We start from the raw sequence: 22,045 nt of genomic DNA, 5'->3' as shown, positions 1-22,045 counted from the left end.
ATTATTTTAATCAGAACCGGCTATAATTAAAAAAGACCTGCCTAACGGCAGGTCTTTTTTTGTTTACACCATTTAGAATTCCCCGCTGCGTTCAGGCCAGTATTCCCCGGTTAAAACATAGTCTCCAGCTTGATCCTGACTTAGTTTAACGGTCATTTTATCCTTGTTCAGTGTATCCACTGCACTACAGGCATTAAATTCCTCCTTCACATATTCAAGTTTTAAACTAATTTCCGAACTGCTGTTAAGGCTAATGCTATCAGCATTCACCTGCACAGCACTCACCTTCTCTCTGGAATAATAAGACTGTAGCATATAAGCGATCTGCTCAGCATTATACGCAATGAGCAGATTAATTTGCAGGGCATTGAAACCCGCTAAAGGAGCAGGAACAGCCGCCATTTCCGGTGGCAGTGTCAATTTTAAATAAGATTGCATGATATAAAGGAGCTAAAGATTGTTTACCTCCGCAATTTACAGATTATTTTTTGGAGAAGATTTTCCAGAAAACAGCAACAATAAAGGCTTTAAGGAAAGGGAATATCCTCAAACTCTTCATCACCATCATATCCTCCCACAGGGAAGTTTCAGCATCAAGAAACTTAAAAATAATGGTCGCAGGTGTCTTTTTAAATAAATCACCAAATAACTGGTAGCCATGATATTTTCGCCGCGACAATACGCCCAGCAAGGTCGCGTCATATAAAGACTGTTTTAAACCCAGTGTTTCTTTTTTGAAAAAAGGTGTCCCGGTCTTCTCCCAGGAATCGAGTATTTTAGTAATGGTCTTTTGCAGATTGGTAAAGGTGTATCCCGTGCTTGCCCTCGTATCTCCTCCAGCAGTGCCGAGATAAATAATATTTCCATCAAAACGCTCGAACCGATGATTGGTCATTGGTATGACGCCAAATTCCTCTTTCAGTATTTCATAGGTATTGATACCCAGCACACGCGTAATGTAAGCATGCAGATGTGTAGTGTACTCTTTATCTGGCAATACAACTTCTGAAAAGAGTGTATATTCCACAAAAAGTACGTCTTCAGCAACTGGTAAAGTATAAAAAAAAGTAGTCCCATGAACCTGACTGGCGCGAAAATCCATCAGATAAGCTTCGTCTAATGCAGGCCTGTCATAACTGCATTTGATCCGCCAGCCTTTAAAATGCTGCAGCAAATAATAGTCGCCGTTCCTCAGTTCCGGCTTTTTATAAATGGAGTTAAAAACGTAGGTACTGCTGTAAGTAACTTCCGGAGTAATGACGCGGCAATACTGCTGTTCGTTAATGACTTCGTTCACTTCAGCTGTGATAAAGCTGATATTCGGCAGCGCATACAGATAATCGAACACATGACTAAAAAAATCAACGCTGGATATGGAATTATAAGTGTACTGCCCTGTTTTTAATGCTTTGCGTTCAACCTTATTACTATAAAAAATCAAATGGTGCCAGTCCTTGAAAATCAGTTCGTCAAAATCCGTCTTTCCCTGTTTCCAGAACGACCAGATCCGCTCTTCCTTGTCCCTGATTATACTGTCAATGACGATGACCGACTGATCCTTCCACAAGCCCGATTTCATGGCACGGTATAAAAGGCTCATACCTGCTAAACCCGCGCCGCATATAACAATATCACATTTTTCTACACGCATTGCCAAACAGTATCTACAAACCATTGTTTATGGTCGAAGAAATGTCTTACCGTCCTAAACCCGCAGGCAGCTGCAAGTTCTTCTGTTTCAGTAACACTATACTTTTGAGAGATTTCCATAAAAATGAATTCGTTCGCCTCAAATATAAAAGTTTGTCCTGAAATAATTACCTCCTGGTCTATCTTGCTAATCAGAAAGCTTTTACAGGCGCCGGTTGAGGGGTCGTATGTTGGATAATGTTCAAATTGTGTACTGTCAAAATTGCCTCCCAGCTCACTGTTAATGCGATGCAGCAAATTCAGGTTAAAATCCCTGGTAAAGCCGGCAGCGTCATTGTAAGCAGCCAGTATAGTTGCCGGATGCTTTTTCAAATCGAATCCCACTAACAAAATATCACCTTCCTGTAAAACGGAACGCATCTTACGACAAAATGCCAATGCATTTTCAGGTGTTTCATTCCCCAGATTACCACCCAGCATCAACACCACCTTTTTCCTTGACGAGAGTTGATTCGATTGCTGGAGCATATCAAAATACTCTCCGTTTAAGCCCTGCACACTAAGCCCCTCTATTTTCAGGGGCAATGATTCTTCCAGATAGCTGATCATAGAAGAAGAAATATCTATAGGCATATAGGTAAATTCTACCTGCATATCGACAAGTTCCCGCAACAGGTGGCTCGACTTAGTCGCATCACCAGCACCTAACTCTACCAGATCAAATGTATTGAAACCGTTTTTCAATGCCAGGGCAAGCTCTTTGGTGTGGGCAGTAAATATCTCCATCTCACAATCTGTAGGATAGTATTCCGGACAGTTCATAATATCCTGAAAGAGCTTGTCGCCTTTCTCATCGTAAAAATACTTGGAGTTTAATCTCTTGGGAGAATTGGAAAGGTCATTTAAAACCTCTTCTAAAAATTGATTCATATCTATTTGGAGAGCCTGATGCCGCTAAACATCCAGCGTAAATTTGGGTGAAAAAAATTGCGATAGGTATTTCTGCTATGGTCTTTCGGGGTGGCTATCGATGCACCACGCAAGACTTTCTGGTTAACCATAAATTTCCCGTTGTATTCTCCTAATGCACCAGCAGCTTTAGAGAAACCAGGATAAGGGAGATAGGCACTTTCTGTCCACTCCCATAAAGTTCCCCACTCCAGTTGAGCAGAAGCTACCTCCCATTCAAATTCAGTAGGCAATCGCATACCTTTCCACTGTGCATATGCCGCAGCTTCATAGTAGCTGATGTTGGACACGGGTGCATCAGGATCCAGCAGCATTAAGCCAGACAGACTGTAACGGTGCCAGGTGCCCTCTATTTCATACCAATACATGGGAGCAGTTACTGAATTGTTCTTCACCCAGTCCCAGCCTTCGGCATGCCATAAATTAAAATCCTGGTAAGCACCGGCCAGTATAAACTGCAGGTATTCACCATTGGTAACTAAACTTGCTGATATACTGAAATTCTGGATATAGACCTTATGCCTCCCCAGCTCATTATCGAAGTGGAAATCAGTGCCATTATACCCCACTTCATATACGCCTTCTTCAAACGAAAGCCAGCCCTGTCCGGCATTTTTCAGCTGATTTTCAATATTCTCGGTAGCATAGGCCGGAAAAAGAGGATTATGTCCTAATATATATTTGATGTCATACCATAGAAGTTCCTGGTGTTGTTGTTCATGATTTAAACCTAGTTCCAGCAACTCTTTAACTTCCTCGCTACAGGCACAGGACAGGAACTTCTCTATTGCCCCGTCTACATAAGCGCGGTATTTAAACACGTCGTCTACAGTCGGCCTGCTCAGGTTTCCCCTGTCCGTGCGGATCACTCTTGCTCCTATATTTTCGTAATAACTGTTAAAAACGTAATTGTAATCAGCATTGAATGGCTGATAGGCTACGGCATTCGGGATCAGGATGAAAGTTTCAAAGAACCAGGTGGTGTGCCCAAGGTGCCATTTAGGCGGACTCACATCTGCTACTGGTTGTACTACGTAGTCTTCTTTCTGCAGTTTTGAACAAATCAGCACGCTATGCGCCCTAACTGCTGCGTATTTCTCCCAGAGTGACATATTAATTTTTGTTTAGATGTTTTGTTAAGTCTGTTATAGATTTGATCTGCAAACTCTGTGCCTGTTCTCGCCTCATCATCAATGCATAGGTATTATTAAATCCTATCGGTTTTAGCCACTTAATCTGGTATTTTTCATTAAACTGCTGACTCACATAGCGGTAAACTCCATCGGTATCACCACCTAGTTTTTTAGTAGTCTGTTCATCAGGCTGCAGCAGGACCAGAAAACCCGTCCCAGTATATTCAGGATAAAAGTCGATCTGGTTATTAGTCAGTGCATCAAAACAAATCTTTGTCCCACCCAAACCAGTTTTGGTCTCTACCTGGAGCTCAGAATTCCCGTTAATCAGGATTTTATACATCTGCGCTAAAATATATTGTTCACCAAATATTTTGGACCCTATCCTGATCGTTCCGCCACTGCCATTTCTGGCTGGTCTATACAAATGACGGGAACGCATAAAATCCATGGCCACTTTCTCCGGACTCTGTTTGAGCTCATCCACCTTGTAATTCAATGCCGTCATGGTCGAGTCGTTAATCACTCCCGCTAACTGGTTGAGAATAGCTTCCAGTTCCGGATGTTTGTCCAGAACGGCCTGCCTGACAATAGGTGCCGCATAATAAGGGGGAAAGATGTGCCGGTCGTCCACCAGGGTGATCAGGTTAAAAGCCTTCAAGCGCCCGTCAGTACTATATCCGCTAATCACATCCAATTTTTTCTCGAAGGCCGCTTTGTACATCACTGCATCGCTGATCACCACCGTTTCAATTCCTAAATGGTACACTTTTTTCAGACCCAGATAACCATCTTGCCTGCCCATAAATTCAGGCGTAAAGCCCCCGAGCATTCTGCCGCCAATTTGTGTAGGCAGCAAATAGAAGGAGCTCATCGTTACCAGTATAAAAGGTAAAATTACATAAGTGACCCGCACCCGCTTCAGGTTTACTCTCTGCAGCAGGGAAAGCAGAAAATCAAGCAGGATCGCGAGTAATGCCGCAGGAATTGCACCGGCAAGGATCATATTGGAATTGTTCAGCGCAATACCGCCGAAGATAAATTCCCCCAAACCGCCGGCAGCAATATAAGCGGCGAGGGTGGCCACACCAACGTTAATCACCGTAGCAGTGCGTATGCCGGCCATCAAGACCGGAAAGGCTAAAGGTAGTTCCACTTTAGTCAGAATCTGCCAGTTGCTCATCCCCATTCCCCGTGCCGCATCAATAACAGCTGCATTAACGCCACTGATACCCGTATAGGTATTTCTGATAATGGGCAATAAAGCGTATAGAAAAAGAGCCAGAATTGCAGGTTTAGGACCTATTCCCAGGAAAGGAATCATAATTCCTAATAAAGCAATACTTGGGATCGTCTGTAAAACACCTGCAAAACCAAGCACCGCACCCGCAATACGCTGTTTCCTGGCAATCCATATCCCCAATGGGACTGCGATGAGAATTGCGATAATCAATGAGATCAGGGTCAGCCCCACATGTGCCAGGGTCTGACTCCAGAGTTTGTCGGACTGCTGCGCTATAAATTGCCAGAAACCTGTTGTCTGCTCCATTTATTTTCTTTTATAGGTTTCAAAAGCACGCATCAGGTCTCCTATTCTAATATCGTCAGCGGGCAAATTTCCATTTTCAGGATGTAATAATGCATCCATCCTGTCCCATACCGAAACCTCACTACTGGCGTCGGATTCAGGAAAAACTTCTTTCAGTAATACTGATCTGAGCTCCAGCTGTAAGCGCTGCTCATCAAAGAATCCCCGCACAAAGTCGTTGGCCGGTTTAAACAATAACTCTTCTGGTGTACCTATCTGCTTAATCTCACCTTTGTCCATTAAACAAATCCTGTCCCCCATCTCAAATGCTTCCTGTACATCATGGGTCACCATAACAATCGTTTTTTTCACCAGCTCGTCCAGTGCCCTGAATTCCTTCCTGATGCTGATCCGCGTTAAATTATCCAGGGCGCCAAAAGGCTCATCCATCAGTAAAAGGGGCGGATTCACCATCAGTGACCTGGCCAGGCCAACCCGCTGCTGCTGTCCGCCGCTCAATGCAGCTGGATATTGACCAGCCAGAGAAGCATCAAGGTTCAGCTTCTGAAACAGTTCATCCGCACGTTTTCTGATATCCTGATCTGCCCATTTCAGCAATCGGGGCACAATGGCAATATTTTCAGCTACCGTATAATGCGGGAACAGACCATGGTTTTGTAACACATAACCTATTCCACGCCGCAAAACCTCCGGCTGCTGGGTCCTGATATCGGTGCCATTCACAAATACAGTTCCCGAATCAGGCTCGATAAGCCTGTTGATCATCCGCAGCGTAGTGGTTTTACCGCAGCCGCTGGTTCCAAGTAAAACAAGGTTTTCTCCTTCTTTTACCTCAAAACTGATATTGTTAACGGCTGTAGCCGTTCCAAAATGCTTAATGAGGTTTTGTGCTGTAATCATTTATGCGAGCGACATGAACAGGTTATTTAATGATTCCGCATACAGCGGATGAGCGAATGTAGCAAATCTTACTTCTTCGTAGGTAACCTTTCCCATCATGGCCATCTGTAAAACGGTCATAATTTCTCCGCCCTGTTCACCTATAACTGTTGCGCCAAGAATCTGTTTTGTTTTTTTATCTACAACGGCTTTCATAAAACCCCTGGTTTCAGCTGTTTCAATAGCCCTTGCTACATTTTTCATAGGAATCTTAGCTACCAGGTAGTCCAGACCCTGCGCTTTAGCCTCATCTTCTGTAATACCTACCCTGCCCAATTGCGGATCCGTAAACATACAGTATGGAACCATCCTGTTGATCGTGCTCATTTTCGCATTTTCAAGCAGGTTTTTGGTCACTATCACATAGTCGTTATAGGAGATCTGGGTAAAGGCAGGCCCACCTTTTACATCGCCTAAGGCATACACATTTTTAGCTTTGGTTTCCAGAAATTCATTCACTTTCACATGTCCGTGATCATCACATTCCACCGCAGTGTTTTCCAGTCCCAGTGCTTCCGTTTGTGGTTTTCTGCCCGAAGCCAGTAAAACATGTGTACAGGTGTGTTTGCTTTCTTTTCCTTCCAGCTTTACGGTAACACTGATCTTGCCATTGGCACTGTTACTAAACTTCGTTACTTCTGCCTCCGTCAGGATCTCTATGCCATCTTCTTTAAAGATCTCAGACATCACCTCACATACATCATCATCTTCCTTAGGCATCAGCCTGCGCGATTTCTCCAGGAGAGTAACTTTTGAGCCAAAACGCCTGAACATCTGTCCGAATTCAAGGCCGATATATCCGCCTCCCACAATCAGCAAATGCTCAGGAATCTCTTCCAGCTGAAGAATGGTCGTGGAAGTAAGGTATTTAATCTCGTTCACACCTTCAATCTGCGGGATAACGGGACTTGCACCGGTATTGATAAATATCTGTTTGGCAGTATAATTTTCAAAATTTCCATCCCTGCCGTTGACATAGATTGTCTGATCGTCTTTGAATTTGGCCTCCCCGTAAATCAGTGTCAGGTTTTCTGTTTTCTCCACACCTTTAAGTGCACCTTCACGGAACTGCGTTACAATTGCGGACTTACGTGCCATTACTGCTTTAAAATCGATTGTATAGGCTGGAATGTCAATACCGAGGTCACTGCTCCGCGAAGCTAAATAAGCGAGGCGGGCAGAAGCCACCATGGCTTTAGTAGGCGTGCAGCCATCGTTAATACAGGTACCGCCGACCATCCTCTTCTCTATAAGTGCCGTTTTTAAGCCGGACTGGGCCAGTTTTTTTGCTAAAGGCACACCAGCCTGACCGGCGCCTATTACAATCGCATCAAATTCTTTCATCTTGTTTATTGAGTAATTTCTACGCCTTTCCAAAAGGCAACATGGTCTTTTATCTCTTTCGCAGCATCTTTTGGCTCAGGATAATACCATGCGGCATCGGCATTCACCGCACCGTCAACTTCCAGTGTATAATAAGAAGCCTCCCCTTTCCAGGGGCAGGAAGTATGTTTGTCGGACGACTTGAAAAAGGCTTTATTAATAGCGTCTGCGGGGAAGTAATGGTTATTTTCGACCACAACAGTATCATCGCTTTCTGCGACTACCTGTCCATTGTAAATTGCTTTCATAAGAGATATTTTTGGGTAAATCCTTATTGATTTATAGCAATAACAAATGAGAAAGGAAAATGGCTGATATTTTTTATTTCTTCAGCAGCAGTGCATTTTATCCGATCTGATCCAGTGGTTTTCTGCCGCCAGACAAACCGGTTTTAAATTTAGTCGGTGAGCTACCTGTAATAGATTTGAACTGTGTTGACAGATGGGCACTGCTGCTATAGCCCATTTGATCTGCGATTTCGTTCAGGTTTAATTCTCCATACTCCAGCAATTCCTTAACCTTTTCAATTTTCTGGCTGATGATATATTTCTCTATCGTAGTCCCTTCCACATCAGAGAATAACCTGCTCAGGTAAGCGTATTCTTTGTTGAGCTGAGCAGCGATAACAGTAGTCATACTCTGCCGCATAGCATTCAGATCGGAATAGTGAACAAGATTGATGACAGCAGTTTTTACCTGTTCCACCAGCTGGTCCTTATCCTTATCAATCAGTTCAAATCCCAATACCTGGAAAGCAGCAGCAATGTCCTGCCGCTGACTTTCATCAGGCGCAGGCATTACTTCAACTTTACCCAGAGTGACAGGTCCGACAGCAAATCCCAGACCTTCCAGCTGCTGTTTTACGATGAGTATACAGCGATCGCAGACCATATTTTTAACATACAAAACCATTAGATTTTTTCTGCCTTAAATCCCGCCTTAGCTAATACATCAATAATCTGCTGACTTAAATTGGCCACATCGCCATCTGCTGTTAATATTTTATCAGCGCCCTGCGTATCCACTTCCCAGCTTTTTAAATCATTCAAACTGTCTAAATGCGGTTTTACAGTGGCGATACATCCGCCACATTTGATATTCGTTTTAAATTTTAAAGTATCCATATCTATTCTTAAATTATACTATTTAACTTCTTCGCTTACAATGATTTCAGTTTTAACCGGAGACTGTTACTCACCACTGATACAGAACTCAAAGCCATTGCCCCCCCTGCAATCATAGGATTGAGCAGGAAGCCATTAAAAGGATACAAAATTCCTGCCGCCAGTGGGATACCGATCAAGTTATAAATAAAAGCCCAGAATAAGTTCTGCCTGATAGTGCGTACGGTAGCTTTGGATAATTCAATTGCTCTGGCAACCTGCCTCAGATCAGATGACAGGAGTGTAACCGAAGCTACATCTATTGCAATATCAGATCCTTTACCCATGGCAATGGAGAGGTCTGATTGTGCCAGCGCCTGACTGTCATTGATGCCGTCACCAATCATCGCCACTACCTTTTTCTGCTGCTGAAGCTCCTTTATAAATGCTGCCTTTTCTCCTGGCAATACCTCTGCTTTACAGTTCAATATACCTACTTCTGCAGCAATTGCTGCTGCCGTAAATGCATTATCTCCGGTTAGCATATACACCTCAATTCCCTTTTTCTGCAGTTCCTTCACAGCAATTGCGGATCCCTCCTTAACCGGGTCGGCAATCGCAATAAGTGCCAGCACACGCGTGTCATCGGCAAAGTAAATTACTGTTTTTGCAGCAGCATAAAATGCCTCTTCTCTGATACGCAGAGCAGGGGCAATAGCTATTTTTCCCTCCGTAATCAGCTTCAGATTTCCCGCCTTGAATTTTCTTTTACCGAAAAAACAATTAACACCGTATCCCGTAATACTCTCAAATTCTGATATTTTAACAGACTTGCTCACCAAAGGCTTTAGGTAGTTAATTATCGCGGCCGACAGTGGGTGTGCAGATGATTGTTCCATTGCCAGCAGTATACCGGCGAGTTCTTCCCGCTCATTTTCAAGCCCCGGCAGCCATTCAAAATCGCTGACCACAGGTTCTCCGGTAGTGATGGTACCAGTCTTATCCAGCACAACAACATCAACTTTATATCCGGCTTCCAACGCTTCCGCATCCTTAATCAGCATCCCGTTTGCCGCACCTTTTCCTATCCCGACCATAATGGCTGTCGGCGTTGCCAGACCTAATGCACATGGACAGGCAATCACCAGCACCGTTACCATTGCCAGCAAACCCTGACTGAGTTTATATGTACCACCAAACAGCAGCCATGCGCCTAAGGTACATACAGCAATAAACAACACCACCGGCACAAATATCCCGGCAACTTTATCTACCAGCTGCTGCACCGGGGCCTTTGATCCCTGTGCCTCCTGCACCTGGGCAATGATCCTGGCAAGCAGTGTTTCGTGCCCGACTTTCTGCGCCCTGAAGCGAAAACTTCCCTGCTGATTAATTGTACCTGAAAACACCTGATCCCCGGCAATTTTAGAAACGGGAACAGCTTCTCCGCTGAGCATACTTTCGTCCACATAGGAACTCCCCTCTTCTATCTTTCCGTCAACCGCAATTTTATCCCCGGCACGTACCAGGAGCAAATCGCCCACCTGTACGGCAGAGATGGGTACTTCCGCCTCGCCTTTTTCACTAATCAGCCAAACCGTTGCGGGCTGCAGTCCGATCAGCTTTTTTATCGCAGAAGAGGTATTTGACTTCGCATTTTCTTCCAGTAACTTGCCCAGCATAATAAAAACAATAACTACAGCTGAAGCCTCGTAATATACATGAGGATGAATCCCTTTACTATGCCAGAATTCCGGATAAAACGTATTGAAAAGGCTGAATACAAAAGCAATCCCCGTGCTCAAAGCCACAAGACTATCCATATTGGCGCGACTATGTCTGGCCTGTCTGAAAGCATTGATAAAAAAGTTCCTGCCAAAGAGAAACAGTACCGGAGCAGTGAAAGCGAGCATGATATAATTTGCATATGGCAAGTCCATCATAAACATACCAATCACCACAACCGGCAGCGTCAATAGTGCTGCACCGGCAGTTCTCCGTTTTAAATCTTTAAAATTATTCTGCTGAATCTCTATTTGTTCTGCTTTACCCGAAACCTCATCGAGCAGTATATCATAACCAAGATCCTGCAAAGCTTTCTTAAATTGAATTGGCTGCACCAAATCTGACGAATAAGCCACTTTAACTTGCTGGGTAGCGTAATTTACATCTGCACTTACAACCCCTTCCTGCGCGCTTAAAATAGACTGCACACTGGAAGCGCATCCTGCACAGGTCATACCCAGCACAGGAAGAGACAAAGTTTGTATCGAATTGGCCATGATGAGTGATTTTTATACAAAGATAAGCCCTGCAACAACTAATGATTTACATGATTATGTTATATTATTCTATAATTCTGCAAAAATTAAGTCCGGCGATGTGTCCCATTCTGTTCATGTATTAACTTTAAAGGGAAGAATCGAAACATTTTGCATTGAAAATGGTTAAAGCAGCATGGAAGTATTCAACATAAAAACAGGATATGGAGCAAATGAGGTAACACTTACAATTCTGCCGACCGATAAAGGTTATTTCAAAGTGATCTATTACGGAGGGGTATTGGGTGCCGTTAGATTGGAGGATGATAATGAAAGCTGGGAAAAGGTTCCAGATGATGACGTAGAAGCAGGCGATTTGCCGCTGTATCAGCATAACCTGAAAGCAGACAGGCTGGATGTCGTTTTGGACGAGATTACCGTACAGCGGATAGGTGATGAAATCAGAAGCAACGGCAAGCACTAAAAAGCCCCTTCTCCAATGGGAGAAAGGGCTTACAAACACACCAATTTATAATAAACTGTTACTGATGAGGCACTATTACTGATGGGAAATAGAAACCGTCATAAGAAACTGTTTGTTTAATAGCTGCAGTTACAGGGTCATAAAAATATAAGTTATTGACCTTGTAATTATCTCCATAACCTGATTGCACGGTTGTGACCAGTAAACGGTCGAGTACTGCATTATAACTTATACCAGCGCCATAAAATATTTTTCCTGTCGGCAGCGTCGCAAATGGAGCCTGCAATGATGCGGCATTACCCGGAATATATTTGTAAATCATCGTTCCGCCTCCAAAAGATCCGCTTCTGGCAAAATAAACCGCATTCTCTTTTGTGGATGCTGAAATAGAGCCCGGATGCCATGCACCCCATGAACCAAAAATAGTAAATGGCACAGTCGTTGTTTCCACATCGAGTGTTACCGGTGAAATTTTGAAGATTTTTGTTGTTCCCGCAGCCCATACAGCACCATCGGCTGTACGCGTAAAACCAACAGCAGCCCCTGCTATCTTTTTAACAACCGTCAGGTCTGCCGCATTCAGGATGACTACACCGTCTGTCTGTGACAAAGCGAAAATATAATTGCCCTGTTTGATTAAATCTCCTGTCTGTCCGTTAAGACCCGTAATTTTAGTACCAATTGCCAGTGTATTCAAATCTACCGGGTACAAACCTGTGGTAGAACTCAGCAAACCTTTATTGGCATCAATTCCAACAAAGGATAACCAATAACTGCCTGCCGTTGCCGGTATCCTGGACTGCTCTTTCAATGAATACTGATCTGTCACCACTACCGGCCCGCCTGCTTTCACTACCAGAAAAAGTTTTTTATTGAAAATTACGCCCGACTGTAAAGTGGAAGCTACGCTGCCCAGATCTTTCCCCGGATTTTCTTTCACAAATAAACTGTCTTCCATGGCTTGTGTGTCGTAACGGTAAAAACTAACTGTTCCTGATCCATGACCAAACCAGCCTTCATTTACAATATAAAAACCATTTTCATATCTGGCCCAAACGTGTATCTGGTAGTTCAGATTCACTTCGCCCCCTTTTGTTACAGTGCGGAGTCTGATTTTATAATCACCAGCCGCAACTGGTTTAAAGGTAAATACAGAATCGGCCCCCATCTTAGTTCCATTCACTGTCCAGCTGTAACCTGCATCAGTTACATTTTCCAATTTGGGATGCAATACCAGCAAAGCACCAACAGTGGTAGAATCCTTACCATTATCTGCCAGTTCAGTTCTCAGTTCTGGTTTTGAAAAGGTTTGCTGCTCATCTTTTTCACAAGAGGTGATGGATACCATTAATAAGCCGCTAAATAAATAGGGCAGTATTTTTTTACAGATCATTTTTAAATAGTATAAATTGTTATTGTGCTGTTACTGTTTCTTTGATGCCCAAATCTGCTGCACCTCTTACCTCGGTAGAAATCTCTCCCATTAAACTATTCCCCTTCTCATTCTGACCGGTATAAACTTTTACAAAGTCAATTGTCTTTAAATCCACCACTTTTCCGCTGGCATCCACAGCTTGTGAAATATCAAAGGAATTGTAGCTGTTTGCAGCAAAATCGTCTTCCGTAGAATAGCTGTCGGAATAGCCCCAGGAAAAAGGATTATTGAAAAAGATTCCATTCGCGGTTACACCCCAGGTAGAGCTTAATAAAGTGCCTTTAAAAGTCAGACTTTCCTGATTTGCTGCAAAAAGCGGATAATAGTTGTGGTTATGGTAACTGTTTAACGCTACTGCACCACTTTTTCCCTGGTTATCTGTCCAGCTAACATTTGCAGTACTTTTTGGATTAGTATAGGTGATTTCATAATTTTTTACCGTACCGGCCGCATTGTATTCGCTGCCAGCCAACTCGTACCATGCATCATCTGCTTTTCCGTTTCCATTCACATCCTGACTCACCATTACAATACCTGGTTCCGACCAGTTGTTAACGCCACCGATAGGATTACCATAGATCGCCAGATCTTTACCATTGTTATTGACTACTGAATGGTCGAAGCCAAAAATGATATAACCACCATAACTTCCCAAAGAGATTAGACCTGTATTTTTCACATTGCCTATAATTTTCTGCGCACCTTCAAGGCTCCCCAGACTCTCATTAATAAACTGTCCCGGAGCAGGAAGATATTCATATACCTTACTGATGAACCTGCTGCTCGCGGGCGTTACCGGCACAACCGGCACCACAGGTACTATCACCGGAGGTTCAACTTCCACCTCATCTTCTTCTTTTTTACAACCTGCAATCAAGCCAGCAACAAACAGCGCATATACGAAGCAGGTTTTTAAATTAATTGGTACTCTTTTAATCATATCATTTTAAAATATTGGTTCATTAATAGACAAAAGCGAAATGTGCAGGTATATCACCGGTAGTCACTGCGTATTTTTTCCTTCCCGCAGCATCGAAACAATACAGGGTACCTGGCGAAACATAGTCCTTTGCATCAGTCACGAACACCTCTTTGGTATATGGATTCACCGCTATTCCATAAGGAATCATAATCTTCCCGTCGGTGCCATCAGTGATAAAACTCCTGCCCGTGACTGCTTCATCTTTCACATTTAATATCCCGTAGGTAATGGTGTTTTTGCCGCTAAGGTAACTGAACTCTGTACTGTAGTAATAGGCATTATCCTCATCGATAGCCAGGTTACTTACCCCAAAATCAAAGGTCTTTTTAACCAGGTCGGTCCTGGTATCAATCACAAACAACTTCGAGGGGATATCGTAATAATCCCCTCGTGAGGTCACATATAAATCTCCATACCGATCTGCTTTGATGTGGTGCAGATTCACCGCCACATCAATTTTTTTAATCAGCTGAAAGCTATTCAGGTCCAGCACCGCCACTGTTCTTTCATAATTATTAGGACTATATCCTCCTGAATTGGCTACATACAGCTTATCCCCCACTATGGCCATTTCCTCGGGCTGGCGACCAACCTCAATCCTTTTTTCTTCCTGTAAACTTGCAGTATCAATCTGAGCAACAATCCCCTGCGGAGCTCCCGGATCGCCAACCTGCCCTAAATACGCACTCACATAGGCTTTGCCTTTGTGAAAGGTGATATAACGACAATTCAGTATATCAATCTGACTGATCCGCCGGCCAGTCTTTACATCCATCACTTCTACTTTATTGGAAACATTTACAACCACATAGAGTTTACTCCCATAGATAGCGATATCATTTGCAACATCTCCCAGCCCCTTTACCACTTCAGGATTCACTTGACCGTAAATATTCCTCCGGTATATCCCTGCCCTGAAATCGAGATAATCCAGCGAAGCCTTGTTCATGTTCATATTTCCTTCATTCACCAGGTAAAGCCCTTTGGCAACACTTGCAGGATCTGCTTTCAGCACTTCTGTTTCTTCCTTAACCGGACTTGCGTCTTTCCTGCAGGCCAGTAACGAAACAGAAAGAAGAAGGATGGTAAAGTGATTAATTTTAATACTACTGATCATATCAATAAGAGTAAGATAAAGTAAAACGATAAGAACGGCCCGGCATGGGGAAACTGGTAATCACGTCATAATATTGATTCAGCAGGTTGTTTACTTCGGCAGAAATCTTAAACTGATGTCGGGCGAAATGCTGACGATAATGGAAAGCAATATCATGCATATACCAGGCCGGCACATAATTATATGCAATATTGGCGCTCTGATTATAGCGTTCCCCGGTATAGATATAACTGTAATTGACGCCGAAATTTTTCCAGTCTGCCCCCGCAATGAAAGAACCGCTGTTTACAGGAACATAAATTAGCTGATTTTTATAATTGAGCGCTTTATCTGTCACATTCAGCGCCTGCTGATAAGTATAGGTCAGTCCCGCAGATAAGGCAACAGTGCGCGCAGGTCGCCAGGCCGACTGTACATTTACATCCAGCCCTTTAATCTCTACCTTACCTAAATTCTGCATGCTCCACCTGAAAAGACTCGCTCCGGGTACGGCAATGATCTTATCTTTCACCTTATTATAATAGGCGTCTACCTGAACCGATACCTGGCTTAAAAGCTGATCTTCAAAGGCCCTGATGTAAGTTGCGCCCAGATCAAATTGCTTTGTGTATTCCGGCATCAGGAAAGTATTGCCAATAGCCGTATAATATAAATCATTAAACGTAGGCATCCTGAAGATGCTTTTATAGAAACTGCGCAGCCTGAATTCTTTGCTGGCGAAAGGCTGCCAGGATACCAGCAGGGCCGGCGTCAGTTCGTTTTTATTACCTGCAGAAAAATACTGTTCCACCCTGTCATTTACGTAGGTACCCAGCAGGTTTGCCTGCACGTCTAACCGATCGAAATGAAATTGTGTTGCTATTGCTCCGAGTAGGGTATTCCTGGTGGGATATACAAACCGGTATAAGTTGGCATCTAAAGTATTCCGCTGATAGTCGCCAGACAACACCACATCCCAGAACGGCGTAAGCCGATAACGGTTAACCAATGAAAAATAAAGCTCCTGTTGTTTATATATATTGTTCAATAGTCCGTCATCCTTCACAAAATCAGGATCCAGAAAACGGGCGTAGTCATTTGCATATTTAAAAGAAGCCATCAGGTTGTACCTGCCTGATTCCTTCCTGTAGGCCGACTGAAAGAAAAAGTTCCTGTTCCATAAACGCTGGCTGAAATTATAAACATTGCCAACGATCGCACCGGGCAAACCCTGCTCATCTTTATAATAATAGAATTTAGCCGACCATTGACTGCTGTCCGGCAGGCGACCATTTAGTCCACCTTCGATACGCATCGTTTCGATGTCGGCATTTGTCCGGACAAAGGTGGAATCATACACCCCGTTTGTATACCTGAACTTATACTTACCATCAGATTTTTTGTATTCCGTGCTTAAACTCGCAGAAATATGTTCACTGATTTTTGTTTGCCATAACAGGGATGGATTGAATAAGGCAAAAGATCCTGTTTTAACCGTCGCCCGTAAATGACTGCGCTCTCCCGCCACAAACTCAGGCTGCTTTGCAGTCAGATATAAGGAACTGCCCGAAGCAAAACCCTTCGCAGGCTGGAATATTGTACTCTTCTGCCCGTTATAAAGTTCAATCTCCTCAATGTTATCGAGCGAGAACTTCCCAAGATCTACCTGACCGTTCTGCGCATTACCCAATTGCACACCGTCATAAAACACGGCCGTATGGTTGGTACCCATACTTCTCACGTTGATGGTCTTTAAGCCACCTATACCACCATAATCTTTTAGTTGTACCCCGGAAAAATAGCGTACAGCATCGGCTACCGACAGGCTGTTCATTCTTTCCAGTGCTGCACCTGATAAAATCTGCAGCGGCGAAGCGGAAAGCTGTCGTTTACCCAGTTTTATTTCTCTGATTTTTACCTCATTCAGTTCAGGGGCTTTCTTCAGCGAGTCGCTCTGCCCCTCCGCACAAAAAGATATACCCAGCCCGATACACAGGACAGTATAAAAAACAGAAGAAGAATTACAAATGCCAAAAAAGGCAAATTTGTATTTTTTCATTTTGATGTTGGAATGAATCGTCAAAAAAGGCACCCATTCATAGTTTCAATCCACGAAAACCATGAAATTTTGCTGGAGGCAGGTCTTCTGACTTACTCCCGGAGATCCTGCCTTCCCCTTCAAAAAAGAAGAGTGGCGACGATTTGAATTCCGTTAAGGAGCTTACAGCTGCGGGACAGTTACGGAATTACGCCGTATTCCCTTTTAATCCTGATCAGATAAATCCGGCAGGAACCAAAAGCAGTGCAAATCTATCAAATTTGAACGTAACAAACATCAAAACCTGTTAAATTCAGTTAAGATTTAAAAATAATGGAATTATGATTCCTTGAGTAACTTCCTTTTATAGTCATCCAATACTATTGCTTCTGCTTCAGGCAATACAGGATAAGCTAATTTAAGCGAAGAAAAAGTCTGTTCTATCACCTGACTGATAATGAGTCTTGCATACCATTTTTTATCCGCAGGAATAATAAACCAGGGAGCATCGTCTGTAGAAGTTTCATTAATTGCCTCTTCATATACCTCCATGTACTTTGGCCATAAAGCCCGTTCCGTAATATCCGCTGATGAGAACTTCCAGTTTTTAGCAGGATCGTTGATCCTGTCCAGGAAGCGCTCTTTCTGTTTTTCCTCAGAAACATGCAGGAAAAACTTAAGTATAACCGTCCCGTTCTCTGTCAGGTGTTTCTCGAAATTCCGGATGCTTTCATACCTGTTTTTCCAAAAATCATCATCCACGTTTTTCACCTCTTCATATCCGGGAATCCGCTCTTTGAGTATATATTCAGGATGTACCTTGCATACCAGTACATTTTCATAATGCGAACGGTTATGAATCCCTATGCGCCCCCGCTGAGGCAGTGCAAGGTAATGGCGCCATAAAAAATCATGCTCATATTCTTTTTCAGTAGGTGTTTTAAAAGTAAATACCTGGCAGCCCTGCGGGTTTAATCCGGACATGACATGTGATATCGCACTGTCTTTCCCTGCTGCATCCATTGCCTGAAAGATAATCAGGACCGACCGTGAGTTACCGGCATAAAGGGTCTCCTGATAGTCGCTCAGTTTCAGTTTAATCTCCTGCAGCTCGAGTTTACCTGTTTCCTTGTCCAAATCACCACTGTATGTTGTGCTAAAATCTTTAAGTTTCGTTTTCTTTCCGGGTACGGCTATGTATTGAGTGATTTCTTTTTTCATTAATGATGTATTTTAGCAGATGCCTAAAATTTTAGAAATATATTTGCGTTAATTTGCAATCTACATCTTAACACGATTTTTGTAAAAACTGTTTGACCTATATTTGATATTACCACATGTTTAAAGAAATCCATAATAAATACCTGCGTTTTCTATCCGTATTTATTTTTTGTATTGTCATCTTCTTCTGTGCACTCCAGCTGAATTTTCTCTGGTTATTCGGATACTCTCCGTCTTACCATGATATACAAACCCCTACCTTAAGGGTGGGTTCTGAATTATATACATCAGACGGTAAACTAATAGGCCGCTACTACAAAGAAAACCGTACACCGGTAGACTTCAAGCAAATATCTCCCAGCGTGATCCACGCGTTGGTAGCCACAGAAGATGCCCGCTTTTATCAGCATATGGGTATAGACTTCCGGTCTGTCCTTTCCAGCAGTATCTCTACTGCCACAGGAGATAAACGTGGTGCAAGTACCATCACTCAGCAATTAGCCAAAAACCTGTACCGTACCCGCTACAACAAATCCCAGGGAGCAATCAAATATATTCCCCTTGTACGCACTATCGTTTCGAAGTTCAAGGAATGGATGACCGCTGTAAAGCTGGAGTCTAACTATTCCAAAAATGATATCATTACCATGTACCTGAATACTGTTCCATTCGGGAACAATACTTACGGTATAAAAACGGCTGCCAGAATTTATTTTGATAAAGAGACAGATTCACTCACGGTCCCGGAATCTGCCCTGCTTGTAGGCATGTTGAAAGGAACGACAACCTATAACCCTATCCGTTATCCGGAAAGAGCTTTGGAGAGAAGAAACGTCTCTTTATCACAAATGAATAAGTACGGCTATATCAGCAATGCAGAACTAAATACCTACAAAAGCACGCCCATTAAATTAAAAGAAGGCCGGGTAGATGAAGGCAGTGACGGAGATTCCTATTTAAGAGCCGCTGTATCCAAATACCTGGAAAAATGGTGTGAGAAAAATGGATATGACCTGTACGAAGACGGACTAAAAATCTATACGACCATTGATTCAAAACTGCAGAAGTATGCGGAAGAAGCTGTTGCTGAACAAATGAAAATCATTCAGAAGCGTTTTTACAATGTATGGAACGGTGAAGATCCATGGCAGGATTCTGAAAAGAAAAAAGTAGATTACCCAAACCGCGCCATGCATAACCTGCCAATCTATGCCATGCTGGAGAAAAAATATGCAAATACGCCTGATTCTATAGAGGCCTATTTCAATAAGAAGAAAAAAATGAAGATTTTCTCCTGGAAAGGCGATCGCGATACATTATTCTCTACCATGGATTCTATCCGTTATTATGGAAAAATCATGAATACGGGAATGATGACACTGGATCCATTCAGTGGAAAAATTAAAGTATGGGTGGGTGGTGTAGACCATAAATTCTTTAAATATGACCACGTAAACCAGGCTAAACGTCAGGCAGGCTCAACCTTTAAACCTTTCGCTTATCTTGCCGCATTTGAAAGCGGGATGGGGCCATGTGACACCTTTACCGATAAACCGGTAAGGATCAAATATGAGGAAAATGGTAAGACCGAGTATTGGGAGCCGAGAAATGCAGATTGGAGCAATACCTATAGAGAGATGTCGCTACGTGCAGCAATGGGTAAATCTGTCAATACGGTTACTGCTCAGGTAACGGAAAAAGTAGGCTGGGAAAACGTAGTGAAATGGGCGCATGAATGTGGTATCGACAGTTACCTGAAATCTGTACCTTCAGTAAGTCTGGGGTCTAATGACGTTTCAGTTTATGAAATGGTTCGGGCTTACAGTACCTTTCTGAATAAAGGTGTAAGAACAGATCCTATCCTGGTAGAGAAAATTACCGATCAGGACGACAATGTCATCGAAGATTTCGTAGCCAAGACCAAAAGAGTATTATCAGAAGAGATCGCATGGCTGATGTTATATATGTTCAGAGGTGGTATGGAAGAACCGGGTGGTACTTCCAGAGCCTTGTGGGAATGGGACCTTTGGAAAAAGAACAACCAGATTGGTGGTAAGACAGGTACCTCTTCAGACTATGTGGATGCCTGGTATATGGGCATTACAAAAGACCTGGTTACGGGTGTCTGGGTTGGTTGTGATGAGCGTACAGCGCATTTCAATAATGGTGAAACGGGTGAAGGCTCCCGTACAGCCCTGCCTATATTCGCTAAGTTCATGGAGAAAGTTTACCATGATCCAAGTACAGGTTATACCTATGGACCTTTTCCTAAAGCAACGGTACCGATCACCAGGTCTATCAACTGTCCTACCCCTGTATATGTACAGGATACAACAAGTACAGATAGCCTTGACGTTGATTCTGCGGGCACTGAGGTGCCAACTGAAAACACAGGAACTCCGGTAGAAAAAACGGACGAAATACAAAAAACAGAAGAGAAAAAACCGGTCGAACAGCCTAAGCAGCAGCCGCCAGTACCGCTGACCAGGAAAGAGGAACGCGAACTGAGAAAGAAACAGCGTCAGGAAGAAAAAGAAAGAAAAAAGAGAGAGAACAATAACTAATTGAAACGGCCGGTTCAGCAAATTGCTGAACCGGCCGTTTTAATTCACAGATTTAAGATAAACATGGTCACCAGGCTGATGAACAGCTCAGATGAGCTCATGATCCCGCAGGAATAACTTTTTTCTCCTTCAGCTGATCAAAAAGATCAAAAAACATCTTCTCCGTATCTATAAATTCGTGGAAGCCCATTCTTCTGGCCTTGGTCCCGTCAGAAAAGAAATCGTAATCCCGGGAAAATACAAAATCACCGAATCCCCAGGAAGAAAGCGCCTGATAACTGTGCTTTTCCAACTGATATTTTTCTTGTATGGACTTCCAAACTTCTTCCTTATCTGCCATGATCGTTTGTAGTGGCATTTGTAATGGCGGCGCCGTTTCCATCTCGAAATACGCAGCAATTTTAGGCCACAAGTCATTCCAGCGGATCAGATCACCATTAGTCATATTGAATGCCTGGTTAGCACATTGCGAATTAGTCGCCGCCCATAGGGTTGCCCTGGCAAGCAATCCCGCATCCGTCAGATCCAGCAACCTGTCATACGCCCCCAACTTTCCCGGAAATCGGAGCGGTAGTCCCAGTTCTTTTGAAATCACAGCATATATGGCGATTACCATAACGAGGTTCATTGGATTACCTAATGCCGTACCTCCCACTACCGAAGGTCTTAATGCAGACCAGGTCCATTTTTTACCCTTTTGCGTGGTTTCCAGAAACTGTTGCTGACTAACATTGAATTCCGGGGGCATATGTCCGCCATCACTTTCTTTTGCAGGAGTTTTGAAGGGACCATAATGTGCACCATAAACTTTATAACCCTGCATGAGGCTGACATGGTGAAGATCAATAGCTACACGTTCAATGAGCTGCACCACATTGACCAGCATATCCAGGTTTGGCTGTACTAATTCATTCCAGGAAGGCCTTTCCTGATATGCAGCATAAAAGATATGCGTTATGCTTGTCAGCTGCTGCAGTTGCTGACTACAATCTTCAATATCCAGTAAATTGACAGCTATATAGGTAGTTTTAGCTGTATTCTGCCCACCCCGACGTGACAGGCCTACAATATCCCATCCATCAATTTCCTCCAGATATGCAATTAAATTACTGCCAATGACGCCATTAGCGCCTACTACCAGTGCCGTGTGTCTCGTTTCCATATTTCATTCTTTCTAATTGAGCTGATTTGCTTTTACGAAATTAGATCATATAAAAGCTGCGATAATTGTAAAAAAC

19 protein-coding genes and 1 riboswitch are annotated in these 22,045 nt (G+C 43.2%); of the genes, 2 read left to right on the top strand and 17 right to left on the bottom strand.

All coding sequences use genetic code 11. The features are described from left to right. Positions 1-72: 72 nt before the first annotated feature. The 11 genes from OQX62_RS24655 to OQX62_RS24605 form a co-directional block, all read right to left on the bottom strand. Positions 73-438 carry a hypothetical protein gene (locus OQX62_RS24655; RefSeq protein ID WP_265834337.1) on the bottom strand — a complete coding sequence of 122 codons (366 nt, stop codon included), beginning with the start codon at positions 436-438 and terminating at the stop codon, positions 73-75. Positions 439-481: 43 nt separating this feature from the next. Next, positions 482-1,651 (bottom strand): lycopene cyclase family protein, encoded by a 1,170-nt coding sequence (locus OQX62_RS24650; protein WP_265834336.1) that lies wholly within the window; start codon positions 1,649-1,651, stop codon positions 482-484. Then, on the bottom strand, positions 1,642-2,580 hold the full coding sequence (locus OQX62_RS24645) for an L-histidine N(alpha)-methyltransferase (protein WP_265834335.1): 939 nt from the start codon (positions 2,578-2,580) through the stop codon (positions 1,642-1,644). The genes OQX62_RS24650 and OQX62_RS24645 overlap by 10 nt, the downstream gene beginning before the upstream one ends. A 2-nt stretch (positions 2,581-2,582) precedes the next feature. Continuing rightward, positions 2,583-3,731 (bottom strand): ergothioneine biosynthesis protein EgtB, encoded by a 1,149-nt coding sequence (egtB, locus tag OQX62_RS24640; RefSeq protein WP_265834334.1) that lies wholly within the window; start codon positions 3,729-3,731, stop codon positions 2,583-2,585. A 1-nt stretch (position 3,732) separates the two neighbouring features. Continuing rightward, positions 3,733-5,301 carry an ABC transporter permease/substrate-binding protein gene (locus tag OQX62_RS24635; protein WP_265834333.1) on the bottom strand — a complete coding sequence of 523 codons (1,569 nt, stop codon included), beginning with the start codon at positions 5,299-5,301 and terminating at the stop codon, positions 3,733-3,735. Continuing rightward, positions 5,302-6,201, bottom strand: coding sequence for an ABC transporter ATP-binding protein (locus OQX62_RS24630; protein ID WP_265834332.1), 900 nt, complete (start codon positions 6,199-6,201; stop codon positions 5,302-5,304). Then, positions 6,202-7,584 (bottom strand): mercuric reductase, encoded by a 1,383-nt coding sequence (locus tag OQX62_RS24625; protein ID WP_265834331.1) that lies wholly within the window; start codon positions 7,582-7,584, stop codon positions 6,202-6,204. Between the two features lie 5 nt (positions 7,585-7,589). Then, positions 7,590-7,871 carry a DUF427 domain-containing protein gene (locus OQX62_RS24620; protein WP_265834330.1) on the bottom strand — a complete coding sequence of 94 codons (282 nt, stop codon included), beginning with the start codon at positions 7,869-7,871 and terminating at the stop codon, positions 7,590-7,592. 97 nt (positions 7,872-7,968) lie between these two features. Beyond that, positions 7,969-8,514: a helix-turn-helix domain-containing protein gene (locus OQX62_RS24615; protein WP_265834329.1), complete on the bottom strand. Its 546-nt coding sequence runs from the start codon at positions 8,512-8,514 to the stop codon at positions 7,969-7,971. A 20-nt stretch (positions 8,515-8,534) separates the two neighbouring features. Further along, positions 8,535-8,747, bottom strand: coding sequence for a heavy-metal-associated domain-containing protein (locus OQX62_RS24610; RefSeq protein ID WP_265834328.1), 213 nt, complete (start codon positions 8,745-8,747; stop codon positions 8,535-8,537). A 35-nt stretch (positions 8,748-8,782) separates the two neighbouring features. Then, positions 8,783-11,008: a heavy metal translocating P-type ATPase gene (locus tag OQX62_RS24605; RefSeq protein WP_265834327.1), complete on the bottom strand. Its 2,226-nt coding sequence runs from the start codon at positions 11,006-11,008 to the stop codon at positions 8,783-8,785. Positions 11,009-11,183: 175 nt separating this feature from the next. On the opposite strand from OQX62_RS24605, the gene OQX62_RS24600 reads away from it, so the two are divergent. Further along, positions 11,184-11,471: a hypothetical protein gene (locus OQX62_RS24600; RefSeq protein ID WP_265834326.1), complete on the top strand. Its 288-nt coding sequence runs from the start codon at positions 11,184-11,186 to the stop codon at positions 11,469-11,471. 58 nt (positions 11,472-11,529) lie between these two features. Here OQX62_RS24600 and OQX62_RS24595 read toward each other — a convergent pair whose 3' ends face one another. The 5 genes from OQX62_RS24595 to OQX62_RS24575 all read right to left on the bottom strand — a co-directional run bounded on the left by OQX62_RS24595 (position 11,530) and on the right by OQX62_RS24575 (position 18,243). Continuing rightward, positions 11,530-12,864, bottom strand: coding sequence for a DUF5074 domain-containing protein (locus tag OQX62_RS24595; protein ID WP_265834325.1), 1,335 nt, complete (start codon positions 12,862-12,864; stop codon positions 11,530-11,532). A gap of 19 nt (positions 12,865-12,883) precedes the next feature. After that, positions 12,884-13,846 carry a PKD domain-containing protein gene (locus OQX62_RS24590; RefSeq protein ID WP_265834324.1) on the bottom strand — a complete coding sequence of 321 codons (963 nt, stop codon included), beginning with the start codon at positions 13,844-13,846 and terminating at the stop codon, positions 12,884-12,886. 22 nt (positions 13,847-13,868) lie between these two features. After that, positions 13,869-15,005 carry a YncE family protein gene (locus OQX62_RS24585; RefSeq protein ID WP_265834323.1) on the bottom strand — a complete coding sequence of 379 codons (1,137 nt, stop codon included), beginning with the start codon at positions 15,003-15,005 and terminating at the stop codon, positions 13,869-13,871. A 1-nt stretch (position 15,006) separates the two neighbouring features. Then, on the bottom strand, positions 15,007-17,043 hold the full coding sequence (locus OQX62_RS24580) for a TonB-dependent receptor plug domain-containing protein (protein ID WP_265834322.1): 2,037 nt from the start codon (positions 17,041-17,043) through the stop codon (positions 15,007-15,009). Positions 17,044-17,102: 59 nt separating this feature from the next. Next, a riboswitch (cobalamin riboswitch) is annotated at positions 17,103-17,297 on the bottom strand. 64 nt (positions 17,298-17,361) lie between these two features. Continuing rightward, complete coding sequence (locus tag OQX62_RS24575) at positions 17,362-18,243, bottom strand: polyphosphate kinase 2 family protein (RefSeq protein WP_265834321.1); 882 nt, start codon at positions 18,241-18,243, stop codon at positions 17,362-17,364. Between the two features lie 116 nt (positions 18,244-18,359). Between OQX62_RS24575 and OQX62_RS24570 the strand changes: the two genes are divergently transcribed. Beyond that, on the top strand, positions 18,360-20,807 hold the full coding sequence (locus OQX62_RS24570; protein ID WP_265834320.1) for a penicillin-binding protein 1A: 2,448 nt from the start codon (positions 18,360-18,362) through the stop codon (positions 20,805-20,807). A gap of 97 nt (positions 20,808-20,904) precedes the next feature. Here OQX62_RS24570 and OQX62_RS24565 read toward each other — a convergent pair whose 3' ends face one another. Further along, positions 20,905-21,969, bottom strand: coding sequence for an SDR family oxidoreductase (locus tag OQX62_RS24565; protein ID WP_265834319.1), 1,065 nt, complete (start codon positions 21,967-21,969; stop codon positions 20,905-20,907). Between the last annotated feature and the right edge of the window lie 76 nt (positions 21,970-22,045).

This window comes from Pedobacter sp. MR2016-24 (genome assembly GCF_026239655.1).
GTDB lineage: Bacteria > Bacteroidota > Bacteroidia > Sphingobacteriales > Sphingobacteriaceae > Pedobacter.
The sequence above is the reverse complement of the archived record's forward strand: the minus strand, read 5'-3'. Positions and strand labels throughout refer to the sequence as shown.